Below are 22,003 nucleotides of genomic sequence, written 5' to 3' on the forward strand. Positions count from 1 at the left end.
GGCTGGGCCCACGGGTTCGACCGGTTCGGCAGATTCGGGCGGGCCGGCGGATTCGGGTGGCCCGGTGCGGCCGGTGGGTTCGGTGCGCCCGGCGGGGCCGTCGGCTCCGCCGGACCCGGTGGGACAGCCGGGGGAGTGACGGCGGGATCGAGGCCGCCGAGCCCACCGGGCCGCGCCCCCGTCCACCCCCGCCCCAACCCCTACGGACTGCATAGCAGGCAATCCGATCACCGCCGCCCCGCCCAGCACCTGGGTACCCCTTTCGGGTTGAGCTCGCCCAGCTCGGCAGGTACGCCACCCGGCCCCGGCCAGTCTGTGGTGTGCCCGCTGTCGCGCACCCGAAGGACTGCCCATGAACACCCCGCCCCTCGCCGGCGGAGCCGCAGGCCCCGATGCTCTGCGGCCCCTCCTCGGCACCGTCCTCGACGCACTGCGGGACGGTGCGGAAGCCCGGGGAGGGCCCCTGCCCGCCGGGGGCCCCGGCCGCGTCGCCGCGCGGCTGCGGGAGGTCACCGGGCCCGTCCTTCCCGAGACCGGCCGCGGTCCGCACGAAGCGCTGCGCGCCCTCGTCCACGCCCTGGCCGAAGGCGCGGCCGACCCCGCCGACCCGCACTGCGCGGCCCACCTGCACTGCCCGCCGCTGGCCCTCGCCGCCGCGGCCGACCTGGCCGCCGCCGCCCTCAACCCGTCCATGGACTCCTGGGACCAGGCCCCCGCGGCCTCCGCCCTCGAAGCCCGCACGACCCGCGAACTCGCCGCCCTCGTGTACCCGTACGGGCCGGACGACCCCACGCATCCGTACGGGCCCGGCAGCCCCACTCACCTGTACGGAGCTGGCGGCCTCACACCCCCGTACGGGCCCGGCGGTCCCACGCCCCCGTACGGACCGGAAGGCCCAACGCCCCCGTACGAGCCTTGCGGCCCCACGCCCCCGTACGGACCGGACGGCCTCACACCCACGTACCGACCCAGCAGCCCCCCACGCCCGTACGGACCCAAGAGCCACACGCCCCCATACGGACCCGGCGCCCCCGCCCACCCCTACAGGCCCGACACCCCCGCGACCCCCGGACGCCCGCACGAGGACGAACAGCCCGACGCCCTCGTCACCACCGGCGGCACCGAGGCCAACCAGCTCGGCCTCCTCCTCGCCCGCGAACACGCCCGTACCCGCCACACCGAGCCCCTGCGCGTCGTCTGCGGCGCCAACGCCCACCACAGCATCCACCGCGCCGCCTGGCTCCTCGGCCTCCCCGAACCCCTCACCCTGCCCACCCCCGACGGCACCCTCGACCCCCACACCCTCCACACCGCCCTCACCGACCTCCGCCACCCCGGCAGCCCCGGAGCCCCCACCGTCCCCGTTCTCGTCTGCGCCACCGCGGGCACCACCGACACCGGAGCCATCGACCCGCTGCCCGCCCTCGCCGACCTCACCCGCACCCACGGCGCCCGCCTCCACATCGACGCCGCGTACGGCGGCCCGCTCCTCTTCAGCACCACCCACCGCGCCCTCCTCGACGGCCTGCACCGCGCCCACACCGTCACCCTCGACCTGCACAAACTCGGCTGGCAACCGGTCGCCGCCGGCCTCCTCGCCGTCCCCCGCACCGCCGACCTCGCCGCGCTCACCCACCGCGCCGCCTACCTCAACGCCGACGACGACACCGAAGCCGGCCTCCCCGACCTCCTCGGCCGCTCCCTGCGCACCACCCGCCGCCCCGACATCCTCAAAATGGCCGTCACCCTCCAGGCCCTCGGCCGTACGGGCCTCGCCGACCTCGTCGACCGCACCCTCGCCGCCGCCCGCACCCTCGCCGGCCTCATCGACGGCCACCCCGCCTTCGAACTCCACTCCCACCCCACCCTCAGCACCGTCCTCTTCCGCCCCACCGGCACCGACGACACCACCGTCGCCACCATCCGCCGCCGCCTCCTGCACCACGGCCGCGCCGTCCTCGGCCGCGCCGCCACCCCCACCGGCCTCTGGCTCAAGGCCACCCTCCTCAACCCCTACACCACCACCGACGACCTCGCCTCGCTCCTCAAACTCGTGGAAGGCCACACCCCCCGATGAGCACCACCCCCCACCCCGAAGCCATCACCCTCCAACTGCCGTCCCCGGACCCCGGACGCCCCGCACACACCGGTCTCCACGCCACCGCCACCCGGCCCCCCGCTCCCGAACCCGCCACCACCCGGCCGCCCACCGACCCCGACACACCACTGGACCTCGCCGGCATCGGCATCGGCCCCTTCAACCTCTCCCTCGCTGCCCTCGCCCAGCCCCTCACCCACCTGCGCACCGCCTTCTACGACCAGCGCCCCGCCTTCCGCTGGCACCCCGGCCTCCTCATCGAGGACGCCACCCTCCAAGTCCCCTTCCTCGCCGACCTCGTCACCCTCGCCGACCCCGCCAGCCCCTGGAGCTTCCTGAACTACCTCAAGCACCGGGAACGCCTCTTCCCCTTCTACTTCGCCGAACGCTTCCACATCCACCGCGCCGAATACGACGCCTACTGCCGCTGGGTCAGCGAAAACCTCCCCGGCCTGCACTTCCGCCACCAGGTCGACGCCGTCCGGTGGAACAGCGACCGCGCCTCCTTCGAAGTCGACTACACCCAGCTGGGCGACGACGGCGAAGCCGAAGCCCTCGGCCGCACCCACGCCCGCAGCCTCGCCCTCGGCATCGGCACCGTCCCCCACGTACCCGACCCCCTCAAACCCCTCGTCGACGCCCCCGCCGTCCCCGTCCTGCACGCCGCCGACTACCTCGCCCACCGCGAACGCCTGCTGACCGCCGACCACATCACCGTCGTCGGCGCGGGACAGTCCGGCGCCGAAGTCTTCCTCGACCTGCTGCGCTCCCGCCCCGCCGGCCGCGAAGGCCTCCACTGGCTGGCCCGTACCGCCGCCTTCGCCCCCATGGAATACAGCAAACTCGGCCTCGAACACTTCACCCCCGACTACACCCGCTACTTCCACGCCCTCCCCGAACCCGTACGCGACCAGCTCCTCCCCGGCCAGTGGCAGCTCCACAAAGGCATCGACCACGCCACCCTCGCCGCCATCCACGACGAGCTCTACCGGCGCACCCTGCACGGCGGCTGGCCCGACGCCACCCTCACCCCCGGCGTCACCGTCCGCACCGCGGGACGCGTCGGCACCACCAAGGTCGAACTCCACCTCGACCACCCCCACCAGGGCGCCCGCTCCCGCCTGACCACCGACGCCGTCGTCCTCGCCACCGGCTACCGCGAAGGCCGTACCGACACCCTGCTCGCCGCCCTCGACCCCTACATGCGCCGCGACGCCGCCGGACGCCCCCGTATCGACGCCGACCAGCGCCTCCTCCTCGACCCCTGCGTCACCGGCTCCGTCTACGTGCAGAACGCCGAACACCACACCCACGGCGTCGGCACCCCCGACCTCGGCCTCTCCGCCTGGCGCAGCGCCACCATCCTCAACTCCCTCACCGACAGCACCACCTACCCCCTCCCCTCCCGCACCGCCTTCACCACCTTCGGCCTGCGCCCCTCCCCGCCCCGCAACCTCACCGACATCCCCCGCCCCAACTCCACCCTCATCGAAAACCCCTGACCCACCCGGCCCAGGCTCCACCCCTGCGGACACCTGGGCCGCCGCACACCGCGCCGGGTCAGCACACCCCGGGCTCACAACACCGGCACCCCACCCCGGGTCAGCACACCCCGTGGCTCAGAACACCGGCACCCCGTCCCGGGTCAGCCGCCAGTCCTCGGACGCGAACCGCGCCGGGTCGATCTCCCCGGTCTCCTTCACCCACCCGATGATCACATTTCGGATCTCCTCCGACGTCGACCACACCTGCGGCGCCTTCGCCACATGCGGGAAGTTGCCGCCGCCGCTCGCCCGGTAGTTGTTCACCGCCAGCACGAACCGCGCGTCGTCCGCCACCGGCTTCCCCGCGAACGACAGCTTCCCGATCCGCCGGCCCGGCTCCCTCGCGATGTCGATCTCGTACGACACACCGCTCACCGCGTCGTAGTTGTAATCCGGAATGCCGTCCGCATTCGTCAGCTTCGCCGGATCGACCGGACCGCCCGTCGGCGTCCGCACGTAATACCGCGCGGAGAACTCCAGATACTCCCGCAGCTGCTTCCCGGTCAGCACCCGCGCCTCCAGCGTATTGTCGAACGGATACAGCGCGGCCATCGACCGGATCGTCACCTCACCCGCCGGAACCGCCGCCGACCGCGAGAAACACGAAGCCTGCGACAGCACCGGCAACGTCGCGTACTCGCCACCAGCCAACGCTTCTCGCACCGCCTCCGCCTGCACGAACGCGATGAAATCCAGCACCGGCGTGTCCTTGTACGGCGCCTGCGCCGCGGTCATCTCCGCCTTCGACCGCCCGATGGCCTGATTGACGTACGCCACCACCTTCCGCTGCTCGGCACGCAGCAGCCGAGTGATCCGCGAATCCTCCGGCACGGTACGGGAATTCAGCACCTTCGCGGACACCGACTCCACCGACCAGCGTCCCCGCGACCGCACCAGCTCGAAGTCGAACAGGGTCAGCCGCTGCCCCCACTTCAGCGGCTCCGACAGCACCACCGCACGCCCCGACTCACGGTTCACCACCCGCCGCTCCGGCACCTCCACATGCGCGTGCCCCACCAGAATCGCGTCGATCCCCGGCACCCGCTCCGCCACCAGCGCCGCCGCGTTCTCCACATGCGGCAGCTGATCCCCGTACGACGACGTACCGCTCGTCCCCGAATGCGCCGACACGATCACCACGTCCGCACCCATCGACCGCAGCTTCGGCACCCACTTCGCTGCCTGCTCCTCCAGCCCCGGAAACGCCAGCTTCCCCTGCACATGCGCCTTGTCCCAGATCGCGACCCCCGGATTCGTCAGCCCCAGCACCGCCACCTTCACCTGGCCACCGCACGGCGTACGGAGCCGCTTCATCCAGTACGGCGGAAAAGCCGGCCGCAACGACTTCGCGTCCACCGCGTTCGCCCCCAGCAACGGGAAGTCGCAGTGCTCCTCGAACTTCCGCAGCACCTTCAGGCCGTAATTGAACTCGTGATTGCCGAGCGCCGCCGCGTCATATCCGATGGCGTTCATCGCCTTCGCCATCGGATGCACCGGGCCGTTCGGACCCGTGATCGGATCGACCTTCGCGTAGTAATACGCCAGCTGCGTACCCTGAATCGTGTCACCCGCGTCGATCAGCAGTGTATTGCGGGCACCCTTCTCCTCCCGGACCCGCCGCACCAGCGTGGAAATCTTCGCCAGCCCCACATCGTTGTGGTCCTTGTCGTCGAATTCCGCGTCGGCCGCGTAATCCCAGTTGAAGACATTGCCGTGCAGATCCGTGGTCCCCATGACCGTGAAGGCGTAACGCCGCGCGGGCCGCGCCCCGCCGCCGGACACCGGTGCGGCTGCCGCCGACGGTGCCCCCGTACCGATGAGCGCGGCCCCCGCGCCCGTGGCGACCGAACTCCCCAGGAACTTCCTACGGCCGAGCGGCATGAACATCTCCTTCGACGAAACACGGCGGCGGCGGGCATCGGCGGCGGACCGGCGGCGGGAACCGCGACGGGACCGCCGCCCAACGCGACACACCTGCCACCGCAACACTCATGGACAACGCGCGTAGATTCTGGCTCAGCAACCCCACCCGCAACAGCCCCCACAGGTTGCGATCAGATGACCGCCCACCCCGGGCCCTCCCTGACAAACACCCCGCCCCGTGCCAGGCTGCCCCCATGACCGACCCCGACACCCGGCCCGCCGCCCACCCGTACGGCACCCCCGACGCGCCCCGCCTCGCCGTACGCGGCGAAGCCCGCATCGAGGCCGACCCCGAGATCGCCCGCATCGACATCACCGTCCAGGCCCGCGGCACCGACCGCACCGCCACCCTCCACGACCTCACCCACCGCAACGACCAGGTCCTCACCCTCGTCAAGAGCTACGGCGACGCCGTCGAGAAACTCGACACCGGCGCCTTCTCCGTCACCCCCGAAATCACTGCCAAAGGCCGCCACGAACGCGTACGCGCCTACCACGGACGCGTCCGCGTCACCGCCACCCTCGCCGACTTCACCGCCCTCGGCGAACTCACCACCCGCCTCGCCGACCTCGACCTCACCCGCGTCGACGGCCCCTGGTGGGCCCTGCGCCCCGACTCGCCCGCCCACCGCGAAGCCCGCCGCCAGGCCGTCCACGACGCTGTCCAGCGCGCCCGCGAATACGCCGAAGCCCTCGGCGCGCGCCTCGACGCCGTCCTCGAACTCGCCGACACCGGCGCCGACGACGCCACGCCGATGCCGGGCCCTGGCGGCATGTTCCGCTCCGTCGCCTACGGGGGAGCGGCCGAGACCGAAAGCACCCCCGCCCTGGACCTCGAACCCGCCCGCCAAGAGGTGTACGCACAGATCAACGCCCGCTTCACGATGACCCGCCCCACCTTGTGACCCCGAGCGTCACCACTGGCACTTATCCGCTCATAGGAGCACCGGCGCGCGCATTCAACTACTTGTCAAGAGCCTTTCATGTAAAGGCCGTTGGGCAGTCACTTCCCCACAGTTCCCTACCTATGAGTAGGTCGTAGGGTCGAACCATGCGCCGAGCAAAGATCGTCTGCACACTGGGACCCGCCACCGACTCGTACGAGCAGATCAAGGCACTCGTCGAAGCCGGCATGGACGTGGCCCGCTTCAACCTCAGCCACGGCACCTACGCCGACCACGAGGCGCGGTACGAGCGGGTACGCAAAGCGTCCGAGGAGACCGGCTACAGCGTCGGCGTCCTCGCGGATCTTCAAGGTCCGAAGATCCGACTCGGCCGGTTCCGCGAAGGCCCCGTACTTCTCGAACGCGACGACGCCTTCACCATCACCGTCCGCCCCGGCGTCCAGGGCGACCGCCACTGCTGCGGCACCACCTACGAAGGCCTCGCCGACGACGTCACCCCCGGCGAACGCATCCTCGTCGACGACGGCAAGGTCACCCTCCAGGTCACCGACGTCCGCGACACCGAGGTCCACACCAAGGTCGTCGAAGGCGGCATGGTCTCCGACCACAAGGGCCTCAACCTCCCCGGCGTCGCCGTCTCCGTCCCCGCCCTCTCCGAGAAGGACTGCGAAGACCTCCGCTGGGCCCTGCGCATCGGCGCCGACATCATCGCCCTCTCCTTCGTCCGCAGCGGCGACGACATCGACGACGTCCACCGCATCATGCGCCAGGAGAACTGCTTCCGGCCCGTCATCGCCAAGGTCGAAAAACCCCAGGCCGTCGACGCCATCGACGACATCGTCGCCGCCTTCGACGGCATCATGGTCGCCCGCGGCGACCTCGGCGTCGAAATGCCCCTGGAAACGGTCCCGATCGTCCAGAAGCGCGCCATCAAACTCGCCAAACGCAATGCGAAGCCGGTCATCGTCGCCACCCAGATGCTCGACTCCATGATCGAGAACTCCCGGCCCACCCGCGCCGAAGCCTCCGACGTCGCCAACGCCGTCATCGACGGCACCGACGCGGTGATGCTCTCCGGCGAGACCAGCGTCGGCAAGTACGCCACCGAAACCGTACGCACCATGGCCCGCATCGTCGCCGCGGCCGAGGAGGACATCCTCACCAAGGGCCTGCCCCCGCTCACCGACCGCAGCAAACCCCGCACCCAGGGCGGCGCCGTCGCCCGCGCCGCCGCCGAGATGGGCGACTTCCTCGGCGCCAAGTTCCTCGTCGCCTTCACCCAGTCCGGCGACACCGTCCGCCGCCTGTCCCGCTACCGCTCACCCATCCCCCTCCTCGCCTTCACCCCCGAACCGGCCACCCGCTCCCAGCTCAACCTCACCTGGGGCGTCGAAACCTTCCTCGGCCCCAAGGTCGACTCCACCGACGAGATGGTCGCCCAGGTCGACGAGGAACTCCTGCGCATCGGCCGCTGCGAACGCGGCGACGTCGTCATCATCACCGCCGGCTCCCCACCCGGCGTCGCAGGCTCCACCAACCTCGTCCGTGTCCACCACATCGGCGAGGACGACTCCCCGAAGTAACCCGCCACCCGCGGACACCGCTTCAGTACTTGGGCCCGACGTGCGCATCCATCAGCGCCACAGACGCACGGCGGGCCACCGACACATTCTGCGCGCGCCGACTGTGACGGGCCTGCCGCCAGGCCACCCCCACCGCGTCCAACGTGTCCGTACAGAGCCGGACGATGTCGGCCGAGGCGTTGGTGAAGAAATACCGCGGATACTCGTACCGCTTGCGCACGCCGCCTACGAGGCGGGTCGCCCAATTGGTGATCCGGCAGCCGTCGGAATGGAAGAGGCCCCGGAGGAATTCCCAGGGGTGAGCGTCGACGATGCGCTGCTGCCAGGGCTCCAGAAGAATCGGGCGGTCGTGCTTCTTACCGGGCCCGTGCTGTGGGAACAGACAGGGCCAGTGCGCGCTGTAACAGGACACCATGACGCAGCCCTGCTTACGCACCAGGCAGACGCTGTTGCCGGTCCCCGCACGCAGCACGGCCGTACGGCATGCGTCGATGAGCCCCGGCCACGCATCCGCGCACGCGATCCGCATGACGAAGCCGCCGTGCGGGTGAGGACTGATGCAGCCGTCCCCCAAGTAGAGCCCGAGCAGATACGCGTACGCGGCGGCATCGGCGGGCGGCCGCGGCTCACTCGCGCACCGCACGCACTCCGTCCTCGGGCGGGCGAGAGGTTCCAGCCTGACGCGCCACTCGCGCATCGCCGACCGCGATATCCCGGTCTCCTTGCTGACGGAGTTGAGGCTGCGCCCTTGAGCCAGGAGGGCGAGGGCGCGTTTGCGGGTGGGGATGTCGTACATGGCCGAGTTCCGCCTTCAGGAGATCAGTATTTCGGACCGATGTGGGTGTCCATGAGGGCTACGGAGGCCCGCTGCGCCACGGAGATGTTGAACGGGTCGTCGAACTTCCGGGTGATCTTCCATTCGATGCCCACGGCCGTCAGGGTGTCGGAGCAGATTTTCAGGATGTCCTCGGATTTGTTGGTGAAGAAGTAGCGCGGGTATTCATACCGCTTGGACTGGCCACCGACGAGCTGTGTGGTCCAGTTGGTGACCCGGCAGCCGTCCGAGTGGATCAGGCCGCGGATCAGTTCCCACGGGTAGGCGTCGACGATCTCCTGTTGCCACGGCTCCAGGACGATGGGCCGCTCGTGCTTCCTGCCGGGACCGTGCTGAGGAAACAGGCACGTCCAGTGCCGGGTGTAGGACTTCACCTCCACGCACCCCGGCTTCTGGCGTCGGCCCGTGGAAGGAGTGGCCATCACCTTGCGCATGGCCTCCTCGGCCTCGTCGACGAGGCCGGGCCAGGCATCACCGCAGTAGATGGACAAGTGGTGCTGTTTCTTTTTCGAGACAATGTGGCCGTCGCCGAGGTAGAGGCCGAGTAAGTACGCATAGGCCCTGCGGTCGAAGGGCCGGGGTGCGCAACGGGGGCAGTCGTGGACGCGCTCGAACGGCTCGCCGCGGCGCTTGCGGTCTTCATGGCGCCACCAGCCGACGGTCCCGCGCGGGACGTCGAGTTGCTGCGCTACCTCGCGATTGGTGACACCCTGCCGAAGGAGGGCCAGAGCTCGCTGACGTGCATCAAGGTCGTACATGAATACGAGCTTGGCGAGATGTTTGCCCGAGCGGGCCGATTCACTACGGTGTTCACCGCGTAGAGTGAAGATCGCCAACCGGTGAATTGCCTTCGAATCGAAGGTAAAGTGCCCTGGGTGGGATTCGAACCCACGCTGTCGGTGGTTTGAGCACCGTGTCTCTTCCGCTGGACTACCAGGGCTTACCTTGAAAACCAAGGTTCGCGGAGACCCGCCGTGCCTCAAACATACAGGAGATAGGTAGGCTCATGGGGCACCACCTGCCTGGAACGAGGAGACCCGTGAGCGCCGCCGAGCCCGAGCAGCCCGTCGCCGAGGACGATCAGTCGCATGTCCCGCCGCAGACCACCCGTGTGGTCATCGCCGAGGACGAGGCCCTCATCCGTCTCGATCTCAAGGAGATGCTGGAGGAGGAGGGGTACACCGTCGTCGGCGAGGCCGGGGACGGGGCGAAAGCCGTGGAGCTGGCCCGGGAGCACCGGCCGGACCTGGTGATCCTGGACGTGAAGATGCCGATTCTCGACGGGATCTCCGCCGCCGAGAAGATCGCCGAGGAGAGCATCGCCCCGGTGCTGATGCTCACCGCGTTCTCGCAGCGCGAACTGGTGGAGCGGGCGCGGGACGCCGGGGCCATGGCGTACCTCGTCAAGCCGTTCAGCAAGAGCGACGTGGTGCCGGCGATCGAGATGGCGGTGAGCCGGTTCACGGAGTTGAAGACGCTGGAGAAGGAGGTCGCCGACCTCACCCAGCGGCTGGAGACCCGCAAGCTGGTGGACCGGGCGAAGAGCGTTCTGCAGACCCAGTACGGGCTGACCGAGCCGGCCGCCTTCCGCTGGATCCAGAAGACGTCGATGGACCGACGGCTGTCCATGCAGCAGGTCGCCGAGGCGGTCATCGAGGACGCCGAGGAGAAGAAGCAGCAGAAGGAACAGCAGAAGGACAAGAAGGTCAAGGAAGGCGAGTAGCGGTCAGGGCAGGCGCGCGGCGGCGGGGGTGCGCGGTGCCGGGAGGCCGAGCAGGGCGCGTACGTCGTCGGCCTCGGGGGCGCGCAGCGTCGTGAAGAGCCGTAGCGCCTCCTGCCAGGCGGCGTGCGCACGTTCCGACCGGTCTGCTGCCCGCAGGGCGTGGCCGAGGGTGACGAGGACTTTGGCGCGTCGCCAGGTGCCGCCGTTGCTCCGGAGTGCGCCGAGGGCGGTTTCCGCGTGGCGTGCGGCTTCTAGGGGCTGCCCGGCTTCGAGGCAGGCTTCGGCGAGCCGGTAGAGGGTGAGTCCGGCCCACAGGCTCTGGCGTTCTTCGTGGAAGAGCGCCAGAGCTTCGGTGTACCGGGACCGTGCCGTGTCCAGTCGGCCGGCCGCGGCCAGGGTGACGCCTGTTGTGTACAGGCCGTGCGCCAGCCGGGCGGAGGCGCCGAGGTCGCGGTGGTGGCGGAGGGCGCGGTCCGCGGCGGCCAGGGCTTCCGCTTCGCGTCCGAGCCCGAGCAGGGCGCGCGCCTGGTAGGCGAGTACCGCGGCTTCGCCGTACCGGTCGCCGTCGCGCCGGAAGGCGTCGAGGGCCTGGGCGAAGTGCGTGAGGGCGTCCCCGTGGCGGTGGGCGGTGAGTGCTTCGACGCCGCGGAGGTTCAGGGCTCGGCCGCGTACGACGGGGTCGTCGGCGAGCTGTCCGAGGGCGAGGGCGGCGCGGGACTGGTTCTCGGCTTCCCGGAAGCGTCCGAGCCGGGCGTGGGCGCGGCTCAGGAGGAGGCGGGCGCGGGCTTCGGCGGTGGTGTCTCCTGCTTCGTGGGCGGCTTCGGCCAGGGTGTGGGCGGTCTGCTCGTACTGGGGGAGGAGGGCGGCGGAGGCGAGCAGGTCCTGGGCGAGGAGGAGCAGGTCGGCGGCGGGGCGCAGCTCGTGGGGGTTCCGCTCGGGGGCGGTGGCTTGCCGTACGGCGGCCAGGAGGTTGTGGCCCTGGGTGAACACCCAGTCCAGTGCGGCGTTGCGGCTGGTGAACACGGTGCCGGGCCGAGTGGCCGGGGTGAGGTGGTCGAGCAGCCGGTCTCCGGGGCATTTGAGCTGGTGGGCGTCGGTGGCGGTGGCGAGGTAGTGGTGGAGCAACCGGGTGAGGGCTGCTGAGCGCGCTTTTGGGTGCTCGTCGCGTTCGGCGCAGGAGCGGGCGTAGAGGCGTACGAGATTGTGGAAGCGGTAGCGGCCAGGGGCGGCGGTCTCCAGGAGTGAGGTGTCGACGAGGGATTCGAGGAGTTCCTCGGTGCCGCTGGTCCCGTCGGTGTCGGTGTCCGTGTCGAGCAGGGCGGCCGCCGCGGGGAGCGAGATGTCCGGGCCGTCGGCGAGGCCGAGGAGCCGGAAGGCCCGTGCCTGCCGTGGTGTCAGCAGTCCGTAGGTGGGTTCCAGGGCGGCTGCCACGGCGAGGTCGCCGGCGCGCAGTTCGTCGAGTCGGCGGCGTCCGTCGGCGAGTTTGGCGGCGAGGGTGGAGACGGTCCAGGTGCGGCGGGCGGCGAGCCGGGCGGCGGCGATGCGGATGGCGAGCGGCAGGTGGCCGCAGGCGTGGACCACCTCCCTGGCGGCTTCGGGTTCGGCGGCGGCACGCTGTTCGCCGACGATCCGGGTGAAGAGGGTCACGCTCTGGGCCGGGCTCATGACGTCGAGGTCGACGAACCGGGCGCCGGCGAGGTCGACGAGGCGGGAGCGGCTGGTGACGAGGGCCGCGGAGCCGTCCGTGCTGGGCAGGAGGGGGCGGACCTGGGCGGCGTCGTGGGCGTCGTCGAGGACGACGAGGACGCGGCGGTCCGCGAGGAGGGCGCGGTAGTGGGCGGCGCGTTCGTGGGTGCCGTCGGGAATGTCGGGTTCGTGGGTGCCGAGGGCGCGGAGGAAGGAGCCGAGGACGGTTCCGGGGTCGGCGGGGGTGCGGGTGGCCTGGAGGTCGGCGTAGAGCTGGCCGTCGGGGAAGCGGTCGCGGGCGAGGTGGGCGACGTGGACGGCGAGGGTGGTTTTGCCGACGCCGGGAAGGCCGCTGACGGCCGCGATCGGTGTGAACAGCCCGTCGGTGGTGGTGAGGTGGTCGTGCAGGTGGGTCAGGGTGGTGTCGGGGGCGACGAAGTCCGGGACGGTGGCGGGCAGTTGCAGGGGGATGGTGGGGTTCGGTTCGTCGGTGTTCCGGGGCGCGGGGGGGCCCAGTTCGGGGTCGGCGGTCAGGATGCGCTGCTGGAGGTCGGAGAGGGCGGGGGCGGGGTCGACGCCGAGTTCGTCGGCGAGCAGGCGGCGGGTGTCGGCGAAGACGGCGAGTGCTTCGGCCTGCCGGCCGCTGCGGTACAGGGCGAGCATGAGGAGTTCGCGGAGGCGTTCGCGCAGGGGGTGGGCGGCGGTGAGCGCGGTGAGTTCCGAGACGGCTTCGGTGTGGTTGCCGAGTTCGAGGTCGAGTTCCAGGCGCGTCTCCGTGAGGGACAGGTGCCATTCCTCCAGGCGGGTGCGCTGGTTCTCGGCGTACGGTCCGGCGAGGTTGGCCAGCGGTTCGCCGTCCCACAGGGCGAGGGCGGAGTCCAGGAGGCGGCGGGCGGCGTGGCGGTCGCCGGCGGCGCGGGCGGTCTCGGCTTCGGCGGCGTACCTTTCCGCGTGATCGAGGTCGAGGTCGAGTGGCTGGTCGCGCAACCCGCGCAGCGCGTAGCCGCCGGATTCGGCGACCATCATGTCCGCGTGCGCTCCGAGTGATTTGCGGATGCGTGAGGCGTACGTGCGCAGTGCCGCGAGGGCGGCGTGCGGTGGTTCGTCGCCCCAGAGGGCGTCGACGAGTTCGGCCGCGGTGGCGGCCCGTCCGCCGCGGAGCAGCAGGATGGCGAGGAGGGCGCGCTGCTGCGGGGAGCCGGCCGCGAGTGGTGTCGTGCCGCGCCAGGCCCGTACGGGTCCGAGGACGGTGAAGCGGACGGAGTCCTGGTGGGCGGGGGGTGCGTCGGGGCTCGGCGGGGAGCTTCGGGAGGGGGCTGGAGGGTCTGGAGTGGTGGCGGGGCGGGGAGGGGTGGCAGTGACCGGGGCGGGTACGGCCGGGGCCTTCGCGTCGTTCTTGATCGCGGAATGGAGTGCCCGGAGGCGTGGCGGCAGCCCGGTTCCGTGTGCCGCCTCCAGGGCGTCCCCGAACTTTTCCAGGACGTGCAGTGCTTCCAGGGGGTGGTCGGTGGTGTGCAGGGCCGTCACGAGGTGGGTGTGGAGAGTTTCGTCGTAGGGGTGTTCGTCTATGAGGGCGCGGAGTCTGGGGATCGTCCGTGCGGCCCGGCCGGTTCGGATGTCGGCTTCGATGCGCAGGCCGAGGGCTTCGATGCGCAGGTCTTCCAGGCGTTGTACGTGGGGGGCGAGGCCGGTGCCGCTGTCCAGGCCGGCGAGTGCGGGGCCGCGCCAGGTGCTGAGGGCGTCGGCGAGCAGGGTGCGGGCGTTGTCGGGGCGGTCTTCGGACAGTTGGGTCCTGGCTTCGTCGAGGGCGGTGAGGAAGCGGGTCAGGTCGATGTGGTGGGCGGGGAGGCGGAGGGTGTAGCCGTCGTGTTCCCAGGTGAGGGTCCGGTGCCCGGTGCCGCGGCCGGTGGCCTGGTCGAGCCGGCGCCGGATGCGGTGGACGTGGGTGTGGATCTGTTCCTTGGGGGTGGCGGGTGGGGCGGTGCCCCAGACGTCCGTGGTGAGGGCGGTGACGGGGACGTGTCGGCCGTGGTGCAGCAGGAGGGAGGCGAGCAGGGCCTGTTGGCGGAGGGCGGAGGGGGTGACGTCGATGCCGCCGATGGCGAGCCGGAGCGGCCCGAGGAGCCGTGCTTCAAGATCCATCGCGCTGGTCCGTCGTGCCGGAGAGGAGGGTCGCACGAGCGCGTGCCAGGGCAGGTGGCCGGACGCCGTCGGTCCGGTGCCGTCGTTCGAGTTCTTCGCCGAGCAGGCGGGCGGCGCGGCTTTCGACCCCGGCCGCGCACAGGGCGCGGGCCAGGGCGACGACGGTGCTCTCGTCGTCAGGGTGCCGGTCGTGCAGTTCCTGGAGGGCGTGGGTGGCGCGGGAGACGGCTCCGGTCGCGAGCAGCGCGGCGGCCCGGCGTCTGCCGGTGTCCAGGTGGATCTCGGTGAGGGTGCGCCGGGTGGTGCGTACGAACGCGGAGGGCCGGAGGCCGGTGAGGGGTTCGCCGCGCCAGAGGGCCAGTGCCGCGTCGAAGTGGTCGAGGGCGCCGTGGTGGTCGCCCCGGGCCTGGCGGTCCGCGCCGTCGTCCGCGAGGCGCCGGAAGCGGTCGGCGTCGATCTGGCCGGGCGCGATGTGGAAGAGGTAGCTGACGGTTTCCGGGCTGTGCCCCGGGTGGGTGGTCAGACGGACCGGATGCTCGTCGTCCGGTCCGTCGTACGGCGCGAGGGCGCGGCGCAGGTGGTGGATGTGCAGGTGGATCGCGGAGATCGCCGAGGCGGGGGGCGGGCCGGGCCAGACGCGTCCGCGGAGGGCGGCGACGGTGAGGGCCTGTCCCGGGGGGAGGAGCAGGGCGGCGAGGACGGCCCGGCGCTGCGGTGGCCCCAGAGGGACGGGGACGTCGGCGTGGTGGGCGGTCACCGGTCCCAGCAGACCGAAGTGAAGCGTTGCCACGTTCGTGTGCCCCTTTCGGTGCTTCGGTGCTTCGGTGCTTCGGTGCTTCGGTGCTTCGGTGCGCGGACACGGCGCTGCTGTACGCGCTGTCAGGGAAGATAGCAGGGCGTTCAGTGGACGTTAAGTGGCTGTGGATCGCCGCTGGTTGTAGCCTTGGACTTGGCTGCTCGGAGTGGGTGGGTGCAGCGTTCATCGTTCGTTTACAGGCGGCCACCACTCTTGCAGGACAGCGTCCTGAGACTCATGCCTGGTCCGGCACGCTTTCGGCAGGGCCCCGGGGGTGGTAGCCCGGGCGCTCTGCCGTGCCGTATTTCTTCGCCAACTGTGGCCCATGGGGCCTGGTTTGGGCTACCGTCGTTCCGACTCTTCGCATCGCCGTGCACCGGTCGCGGGCTCCCTTACCACGGGCCTGTCCGGAGCGTTCCGCGGTCGTGCGCCGAGGTCGTCCGCTGGACCGGGCATGGTCGAAGGGAGAGTGTGTCGTGCACTCGGAAGTCTGGATGTGGCTTGCCGCCGGGGTGGTGGTGACACTGGCCTTCTTCGGGCTGGTCGCCTATCTCGTACGGGAGTTGAAGTCGACGCGTCGGCTGCCGGCGGTGCTCGCGGCCGTCGCGGTGCTCATCGGGGCGCTGCCGGCGGTGCTCTACGCGCTGTATCACGTCCTGGTGGCGACTCAGTAGAACGCGGCGGCCCCGGGTGGGCGTCGATCCGCCCGGGGCCGCCGCCGCGTTCAGTCCTCCCCCAGATAGGCCTTCCGCACGGACTCGTCGTGCAGAAGCTCCTGCCCGGTGCCGGACAGGACCACGGTGCCGGTCTCCATGACGTGGCCGTGGTCGGCGAGGGAGAGGGCGGCCTGGGCGTTCTGTTCGACCAGGAGGATGGTGGTGCCCTGGGTGCGCAGTTCGCGGATGGTGTCCATGATCTTCTGCATCATGATGGGGGACAGGCCCATGGAGGGTTCGTCCAGCATCAGCAGTCTGGGCCGGGACATCAGGGCGCGGCCCATGGCGAGCATCTGCTGTTCGCCGCCGGAGAGGGTGCCGGAGGCCTGGCGGCTGCGTTCGCCGAGGATGGGGAAGAGCTCGTAGACGCGCCGGATGTCGGCCTCGATGCCGTCCGGGTCCTTGCGCAGGAACGCGCCGAGCTTGAGGTTTTCGGCGATGGTCAGGCGGGGGAAGAGGCGGCGGCCTTCGGGGGAGTGGGCCAGGCCGCGCTCGACGATCTTGTGGGCGGGGACGCCGATGAGTGGCGCGCCGTTGAAGGTGATCTTTCCGGTGAGGGGTTTGAGGAGGCCGGAGAGGGTGCGCAGGGTGGTGGTCTTGCCGGCGCCGTTGGTGCCGATGAGGGTGACGACCTGGCCGGCCTCGACGGTGAAGGAGATGCCTTTGACGGCTTCGATCTTGCCGTAGGCGACGCGCAGGTCCTCGACCTGGAGAAGCGGGGGCGTGGTCATCGGGCGTCTCCTTCCGGGGTGTGGTTCCCGGGTGGGGAGTCGCCCGGTGGGCGGTCCTCGGGCGGGCGGTCGGCGCGGGGAGCGTCCTCCGGGGCGGCGGCGCGGGGGGTGTCCTCCTGGACGGCGGGGCCGTGGCCGGCGGCGCGGGCCTGTTCCTCCGCGGCCCGTACCTCGGCGGCCTCTTCGGCGCCGGGTGCGTCCTCGAAGGGCGTACCGAGGTAGGCGGCGACGACGCGTTCGTCGGCCTGGACGGCCTCGGAGCTGCCTTCGACGAGTTTCTCGCCCTGGACGAGGACGGCGACGCGGTCGCAGAGGTTGAAGATGAAGCGCATGTCGTGCTCGATGACGAGGACGGCGGTGCCCTGGTCGCGGATGGCGAGGACGAGGTCGCGGGTGGCGCGGGTCTCCTGGGGGTTCATGCCGGCGGTGGGTTCGTCGAGGAGGAGCAGGCCGGGGTCGCTGGCGAGGGCGCGGGCGATCTCCAGCTTGCGCTGTTCGCCGTAGGGCAGATTGCGGGCGAGGTGGTCGCGTTTGGCGGCGAGGCCGGTGAACTCCAGGAGCTGCATGGCGCGTTCCTCGGAGGAGCGTTCGGCCTTGCGGAAGCCGGGGCCGCGCAGGAGGGCGGACCAGAGCCCTTCCTTGGTACGGGTGTGGCGGCCGACGAGGGTGTTCTCCAGGACGGTCATGTTGGCGAAGAGACGGATGTTCTGGAAGGTGCGGGCGACACCGGCCTTGGTGACGAGGTGGGGTTTGCGGGAGAGGCGGGTGCCTCGGTAGCTGACGGTGCCTTCGGTGGGGATGTAGAGGCCGGTGAGGCAGTTGAAGAAGGTGGTCTTTCCGGCGCCGTTGGGGCCGATGAGGCCGACGATCTCGCCGGCCCGGACGGTCAGGTCGACGCCGCGTACGGCGGTCAGACCGCCGAAGCGCATGGTGACGCCGGCGGCTTCGAGGACGGTGTCGGCGGTACCGGTGGATGCCGTGGGTGTGGTCATGGTCTCGTCACGCCTTCGCCTGGTTGCCGCCGCCGAGGGCCTGGTCCCCGGCGGGCAGGCGCGTATCGGGTACGTCGAGCTGGCCGGTCTCGTGGAATTCGAGCTGTTTCCTGCGGTCGGGGATCAGGCCCTCGGGGCGGAAGCGCATGAGCAGGACGAGGGCGAGGCCGAACAGGAACAGCTGGTAGTCCTGGAGGAAGTCGAGTTTGGCGGGGATCAGGAAGAGCAGGGCCGCGCCGACGAGGGGGCCGCTGAGGGTGCCCATGCCGCCGAGGATGACGGCGGCGAGCAGGAACGCGGAGTTGGGCGGGGTGGGGCCGGCGAACTGGAACTGCTCGGGGGTGGCGGTGGTGACGACGTGGACGTGCACGGTGCCGGCGAATCCGGCGAGGGCGGCGCCGAGGGCGAAGGCGAGCAGGCGCAGCCGGAAGCTGTTGACGCCCATGGCGACGGCGGCGGTCTCGTCCTCCCGGATGGCGATCCAGGCGCGGCCGATGCGGGAGGCGGCGGCCCGGCGGAAGACCAGCACGACGACGGCGGTCACGAGGATCATCAGGAGGTAGTAGTTGCCGTAGGTGGCGATGGTGAAGCCGAGGATCTGGTGGGGTTCGCCGAAGTTGAAGCCGAAGATCTCCAGGTTGGGGATGTTCGGGATGCCCATGGCGCCGTTGGTGACGTCGGGGCCGGTGGTGCCGTTGAGGTTGAGCATGGCGATACGGAAGATCTCGCCGAAGCCGAGGGTGACGATGGCGAGGTAGTCGCCGCGCAGGCGCAGGGTGGGGGCGCCGATCAGCACGCCGAAGGCGAGCGAGGCGGCGGCGCCGGTCAGCAGGGCGGCCCAGAACGGGAAGTGGAGTCCGAGGGCCGATTCGGGGCTGCCGGAGACGAGGGCGGCCGCGTAGGCGCCGACGCCGAGGAAGGCCACGTAGCCGAGGTCGAGCAGGCCGGCGAGGCCGACGACGACGTTCAGGCCGAGCGCGACGGTGGCGAAGATCAGGATGTTGGCGCCGATGATCGTGTACTGGTCGGTGTCCTGGGTGAACGGGAAGCAGGCCGCGGCGACGAAGGCCGCGGCGAGCGCGACGCCGCGGTGCCGGGCGGTGATCTCCGTGAGGCGGCGGACGAGTCCGGCGCGGAGCAGGGCGGGCGTGGCGAGCGCGACGAAGATCAGGTAGCCGACGAAGGGCGCGCCGTCCTCCGCGTCGATGCCGTACGTGAAGACGTACAGCCCGGCGCCGAAGGCCGCGGCGATGACCAGGATCTCGCCCCAGGAGGGCAGCGGCCGTGCGGGTTCGCGCGGCGGTACGGAGGCCAGGGCGTCCGTGAAGCGCTGCCAGGCGCCGGGGGCCGGGGCGGTCTCCCAGCCTGCCGGGACGGGGCGGTCGGCGGGCAGGCCGAGGGCGCCGAGGAACGTGGCGAGCGCGGCGGCGCCCGCGATGTAGCCGCCGGCTTCTAGGTTGACCAGGCCGCCGAGCTGGACGGCGATGGCGCCGAGGGTGAACCAGGTGGCGGCCAGAGTGGCGAGGGACGCGAACAGGACGGGGGAGGTGCGGCCGGCCGGGGTGAGCCGGCCGAGGCCGCGGACGCCGAGGCCGGAGAGGGCGAAGAGGAGGGTGAGGACGCCGCCGGCGAAGGTGATCAGTTGCAGGCCGGCCGGGGAGCCGTAGTAGGTGAGGTCGCCGGGGAAGTCGCTGCTCCAGGTCCAGGGCAGGGCGGTGGAGGCGGCGGTGGCGAGGGCGGCGGCCGCGGTGCCGAGGAGGGCGCCGCGTTCGGGGAGACGGAAGACGCCCGGGGGGCGCCGCGTCGCGGTCCCGGCCGTCTTCCCGGGGCCGTTGCCGCCGTTGGCGGGTGTGGTGGTGGTCATCGCTATCACGCCCGATCCGCGACGCGTTCGCCGAGCAGGCCCTGTGGCCTGAGCAGGAGGACGAGGATGAGGAGGACGAAGGCCCAGACGTCCTTCCAGGCGCCGCCGCCGAACTGCTGCATGCCGGGTATGTCCTCGACGTAGCCGGTGGCGAGCGCTTCGGCGACGCCGAGGACGAGGCCGCCGAGCATGGCGCCGTAGATGTTGCCGATGCCGCCGAGGACGGCCGCGGTGAAGGCCTTGAGGCCGAGGATGAAGCCCATCCGGAACTGCACCTCGCCGGTGCGCAGCCCGTAGGCGACGGCGGCGATGCCCGCGAAGACCGCGCCGATGGCGAAGGCCAGCACGATGATCCGGTCGGTGTTGATGCCCATGAGCTTGGCGGTGTCCGGGTCCTGGGCGGTGGCCTGCATGGCGCGGCCGCTGCGGGTGCGGGCGACGAAGAAGCCGAGGGCGATCATGCAGACCGGGGCGGCGACGATCACGAAGATGTCGCCGCGCTGGACGGTGGCGCCCAGGATCTCGAAGGAGTCCCCTTTGAACTGCGGGAAGACCCGGGCCTTGTTGCCCTCGGGGTACCACATCCAGACGGCCTGCTGGAGGGCGATGGACAGGCCGATGGCGGTGATCAGGGGCGCGAGGCGGGGCGCGCCGCGCAGCGGCCGGTAGGCGAAACGTTCCGCTGCCACGCCGACGACACCGGAGACGAGGACGGCCCCGAGGAGCATCAGGGGCAGCGCGAGGAGGAGGGACGTGCCGGACGGCATGACGAGGTAGACGGTGAGCGCGCCGAAGCCGCCGACCATGAAGATCTCGCCGTGCGCGAAGTTGATGAGCTGGACGATGCCGTAGACCATCGTGTAGCCGATCGCGATGAGTCCGTACATCGCGCCGAGGATGAGTCCGTTGGCCAGCTGTTGCGGCAGTTCGTTCACCGCAGGGCCTCCGAGGGGTGGGAAGACGGTACGGGCGGTGGCGGCAAGCCCGTGTGCCTGAGGGCTGCGCCGGAGGGCGTTCGTGGCGTCCTGGCGCGGCCCGGGGGCACTGGCCGGTGGGGTGGAGCGGCGGGGTCCGGCGGCCCCGGGACCGCGGACGGTCCGGGCCCGCCGGCCTCGGCGGTACGGGACGGCCGGCCCTGTCGGTACGGGCCGGCCCGGCCGGGTCAGCTCTTGCCGGCCTTGTCGAACTTCTTGAACTCGGCGCTGAAGCGGGCGACCCACTTGCCCTGGTCGACCTGGTAGGCGGTGATCATGGTGTTGGTGGTGTCGCCGTACTTGTCGAAGGAGACGTGGCCGGTGACGCCGTCGAAGGAGACCTGGTTCATGGCGTCGACGACCTTCTTGCGCGCGTCCGCGGGCAGCTTGCCGCCGTTGTCGCCGACGACCTTCTTGACGGCCTGGATCAGGGCCCAGGTGGCGTCGTAGGTGGAGCCGCCGTACGCCTCGTAGCGGTCCTTGTAGCCGGCGGCCTGGTAGTCCTCGATGAACTTCTTCGCGGAAGCGAGCTCTTCGACGGGCTTGCCGACGGAGGAGGCGTAGTCGCCCTGCGCCTTCTTGTTGAGCTTGATGTAGTCGGCGCTGTACATGCCGTCGCCGCCCATCAGGGGCACGGTGACGCCGCCGTCCTTGAGCTGCTGGCTCAGCGGTCCGGACGCGGGGTACTCGCCGCCGTAGAAGACGACGTCCGGCTTGGCCGCCTTGACCTTGGCGACGACGGCCTTGAAGTCGCGGTCCTCCGGGTTGACGTGCTCGGAGCCGACGATCTTGCCGCCCAGCTTGGTGAACTGGGTGCGGAAGGAGGCGGCGAGGCCGGCGCCGTAGGTCTTCTGGTCGTCGATCACGTACGCGTTCTTGAACTTGGCCTTCTCCCAGGCGAACTGGCCGTCGAAGGCGCCCTGCACCTCGTCGGTGGTGGCCGTGCGGAAGTAGGTGGAGAACTGCCGCACGCGCTTGTTCTGCTTCCAGTCCTTGCCCTGGGTGAGGTCCGGGGTGGTGTTGGCGGGGGAGATCAGCGCCACGCCGTTCTGCTGGGCGACCTGCTGCATGGACTGGGCGACGCTGGAGTTCAGCGGGCCGACGATGCCCAGGACGTCCTTGTCGCCGGCCAGCTTGGTGGCGTTCTGCTGGCCGACGTTGGCCTGCGCCTTGTCGTCGAGCGGTTCGAGCTTGAACTCGACGCCCTTGACCTCGCCGGCCTTGTTGGCGTTGTCGACGGCGAGCTGGGCGGAGTTGCGGATACCGAGGCCGAGGGCGGAGAGTTCGCCGGTGATCGGGGCGTCGAGTCCGATGGTCACGGACGTCTTGGACCCCTCGCCGCCCTTCTTGTCGTCGCCGCGGGAACCGCATGCGGAGAGCGTGAGGGCGCCTGCGGTGACCGTGGTGGTGAGTATGAGCAAGGAACGGTGACGCACGATCAGTCCTTTCCCTGGCGCGGTCGGGCGCGTCGCACGACCGTTTCGCGCGCCG

16 protein-coding genes, 1 tRNA gene and 1 pseudogene are annotated in these 22,003 nt (G+C 71.0%); 6 read left to right on the forward strand and 12 right to left on the reverse strand.

Annotated elements, in window-relative coordinates:
* Nucleotides 1-352 precede the first annotated feature (352 nt).
* Nucleotides 353-2,077, forward strand: a complete 1,725-nt coding sequence (locus JXZ78_RS35715) for a pyridoxal phosphate-dependent decarboxylase family protein (RefSeq protein WP_050502598.1) — start codon at nt 353-355, stop codon at nt 2,075-2,077.
* A complete protein-coding gene (locus JXZ78_RS35720; RefSeq protein ID WP_030020981.1) occupies nt 2,074-3,600 on the forward strand; it encodes a lysine N(6)-hydroxylase/L-ornithine N(5)-oxygenase family protein in 1,527 nt (508 codons plus the stop codon). The genes JXZ78_RS35715 and JXZ78_RS35720 overlap by 4 nt, the downstream gene beginning before the upstream one ends.
* A gap of 117 nt (nt 3,601-3,717) precedes the next feature.
* Here the strand turns inward: JXZ78_RS35720 and JXZ78_RS35725 are convergent, their stop codons facing one another.
* On the reverse strand, nt 3,718-5,523 hold the full coding sequence (locus tag JXZ78_RS35725) for a bifunctional metallophosphatase/5'-nucleotidase (RefSeq protein ID WP_030020982.1): 1,806 nt from the start codon (nt 5,521-5,523) through the stop codon (nt 3,718-3,720).
* Nucleotides 5,524-5,759: 236 nt separating this feature from the next.
* Between JXZ78_RS35725 and JXZ78_RS35730 the strand changes: the two genes are divergently transcribed.
* Both JXZ78_RS35730 and pyk read left to right on the forward strand, forming a co-directional pair.
* A complete protein-coding gene (locus JXZ78_RS35730; RefSeq protein WP_030020983.1) occupies nt 5,760-6,470 on the forward strand; it encodes an SIMPL domain-containing protein in 711 nt (236 codons plus the stop codon).
* 146 nt (nt 6,471-6,616) lie between these two features.
* Nucleotides 6,617-8,053, forward strand: a complete 1,437-nt coding sequence (pyk, locus tag JXZ78_RS35735; RefSeq protein ID WP_030020984.1) for a pyruvate kinase — start codon at nt 6,617-6,619, stop codon at nt 8,051-8,053.
* A gap of 22 nt (nt 8,054-8,075) precedes the next feature.
* On the opposite strand, the gene JXZ78_RS35740 is transcribed toward pyk, so the two are convergent.
* The 3 genes from JXZ78_RS35740 to JXZ78_RS35750 form a co-directional block, all read right to left on the reverse strand.
* Entirely contained in the window at nt 8,076-8,849 is a 774-nt protein-coding gene (locus JXZ78_RS35740; protein ID WP_030020985.1) for a helix-turn-helix domain containing protein, read from the reverse strand.
* A gap of 23 nt (nt 8,850-8,872) precedes the next feature.
* Nucleotides 8,873-9,646 (reverse strand): helix-turn-helix domain-containing protein, encoded by a 774-nt coding sequence (locus tag JXZ78_RS35745; protein ID WP_030020986.1) that lies wholly within the window; start codon nt 9,644-9,646, stop codon nt 8,873-8,875.
* A 109-nt stretch (nt 9,647-9,755) separates the two neighbouring features.
* Nucleotides 9,756-9,828: transfer RNA gene (locus JXZ78_RS35750), tRNA-Leu, on the reverse strand.
* Nucleotides 9,829-9,927: 99 nt separating this feature from the next.
* On the opposite strand from JXZ78_RS35750, the gene JXZ78_RS35755 reads away from it, so the two are divergent.
* Nucleotides 9,928-10,611, forward strand: a complete 684-nt coding sequence (locus tag JXZ78_RS35755) for an ANTAR domain-containing response regulator (RefSeq protein WP_030020987.1) — start codon at nt 9,928-9,930, stop codon at nt 10,609-10,611.
* A gap of 3 nt (nt 10,612-10,614) precedes the next feature.
* Here the strand turns inward: JXZ78_RS35755 and JXZ78_RS35760 are convergent, their stop codons facing one another.
* The 3 genes and pseudogenes from JXZ78_RS35760 to JXZ78_RS35770 form a co-directional block, all read right to left on the reverse strand.
* Complete coding sequence (locus JXZ78_RS35760) at nt 10,615-13,698, reverse strand: AfsR/SARP family transcriptional regulator (RefSeq protein ID WP_372498475.1); 3,084 nt, start codon at nt 13,696-13,698, stop codon at nt 10,615-10,617.
* Nucleotides 13,699-13,755: 57 nt separating this feature from the next.
* Nucleotides 13,756-14,439, reverse strand: a pseudogene (locus tag JXZ78_RS35765) (AfsR/SARP family transcriptional regulator); the annotation flags it as partial.
* Nucleotides 14,429-15,229: an AfsR/SARP family transcriptional regulator gene (locus tag JXZ78_RS35770; protein ID WP_106968815.1), complete on the reverse strand. Its 801-nt coding sequence runs from the start codon at nt 15,227-15,229 to the stop codon at nt 14,429-14,431. The pseudogene JXZ78_RS35765 and the gene JXZ78_RS35770, both read right to left, overlap by 11 nt.
* A 482-nt stretch (nt 15,230-15,711) precedes the next feature.
* Here JXZ78_RS35770 and JXZ78_RS35775 point away from each other — a divergent pair, with 482 nt between their 5' ends.
* Nucleotides 15,712-15,909: a hypothetical protein gene (locus JXZ78_RS35775; protein ID WP_238783601.1), complete on the forward strand. Its 198-nt coding sequence runs from the start codon at nt 15,712-15,714 to the stop codon at nt 15,907-15,909.
* A gap of 50 nt (nt 15,910-15,959) precedes the next feature.
* Here the strand turns inward: JXZ78_RS35775 and JXZ78_RS35780 are convergent, their stop codons facing one another.
* The 5 genes from JXZ78_RS35780 to JXZ78_RS35800 form a co-directional block, all read right to left on the reverse strand.
* Nucleotides 15,960-16,682 carry an ABC transporter ATP-binding protein gene (locus JXZ78_RS35780; RefSeq protein ID WP_030020992.1) on the reverse strand — a complete coding sequence of 241 codons (723 nt, stop codon included), beginning with the start codon at nt 16,680-16,682 and terminating at the stop codon, nt 15,960-15,962.
* Complete coding sequence (locus JXZ78_RS35785) at nt 16,679-17,674, reverse strand: ABC transporter ATP-binding protein (RefSeq protein ID WP_030020993.1); 996 nt, start codon at nt 17,672-17,674, stop codon at nt 16,679-16,681. Before JXZ78_RS35785 ends, JXZ78_RS35780 begins: the two co-directional genes overlap by 4 nt.
* 7 nt (nt 17,675-17,681) lie before the next feature.
* Nucleotides 17,682-19,538: a branched-chain amino acid ABC transporter permease gene (locus tag JXZ78_RS35790; protein WP_050502601.1), complete on the reverse strand. Its 1,857-nt coding sequence runs from the start codon at nt 19,536-19,538 to the stop codon at nt 17,682-17,684.
* A 5-nt stretch (nt 19,539-19,543) separates the two neighbouring features.
* A complete protein-coding gene (locus JXZ78_RS35795) occupies nt 19,544-20,473 on the reverse strand; it encodes a branched-chain amino acid ABC transporter permease (RefSeq protein WP_030020995.1) in 930 nt (309 codons plus the stop codon).
* Nucleotides 20,474-20,700: 227 nt separating this feature from the next.
* Nucleotides 20,701-21,933, reverse strand: coding sequence for a branched-chain amino acid ABC transporter substrate-binding protein (locus JXZ78_RS35800; RefSeq protein ID WP_030020996.1), 1,233 nt, complete (start codon nt 21,931-21,933; stop codon nt 20,701-20,703).
* Nucleotides 21,934-22,003: the final 70 nt, after the last annotated feature.

This window comes from Streptomyces monomycini, assembly GCF_022271435.1.
GTDB lineage: Bacteria > Actinomycetota > Actinomycetes > Streptomycetales > Streptomycetaceae > Streptomyces > Streptomyces monomycini.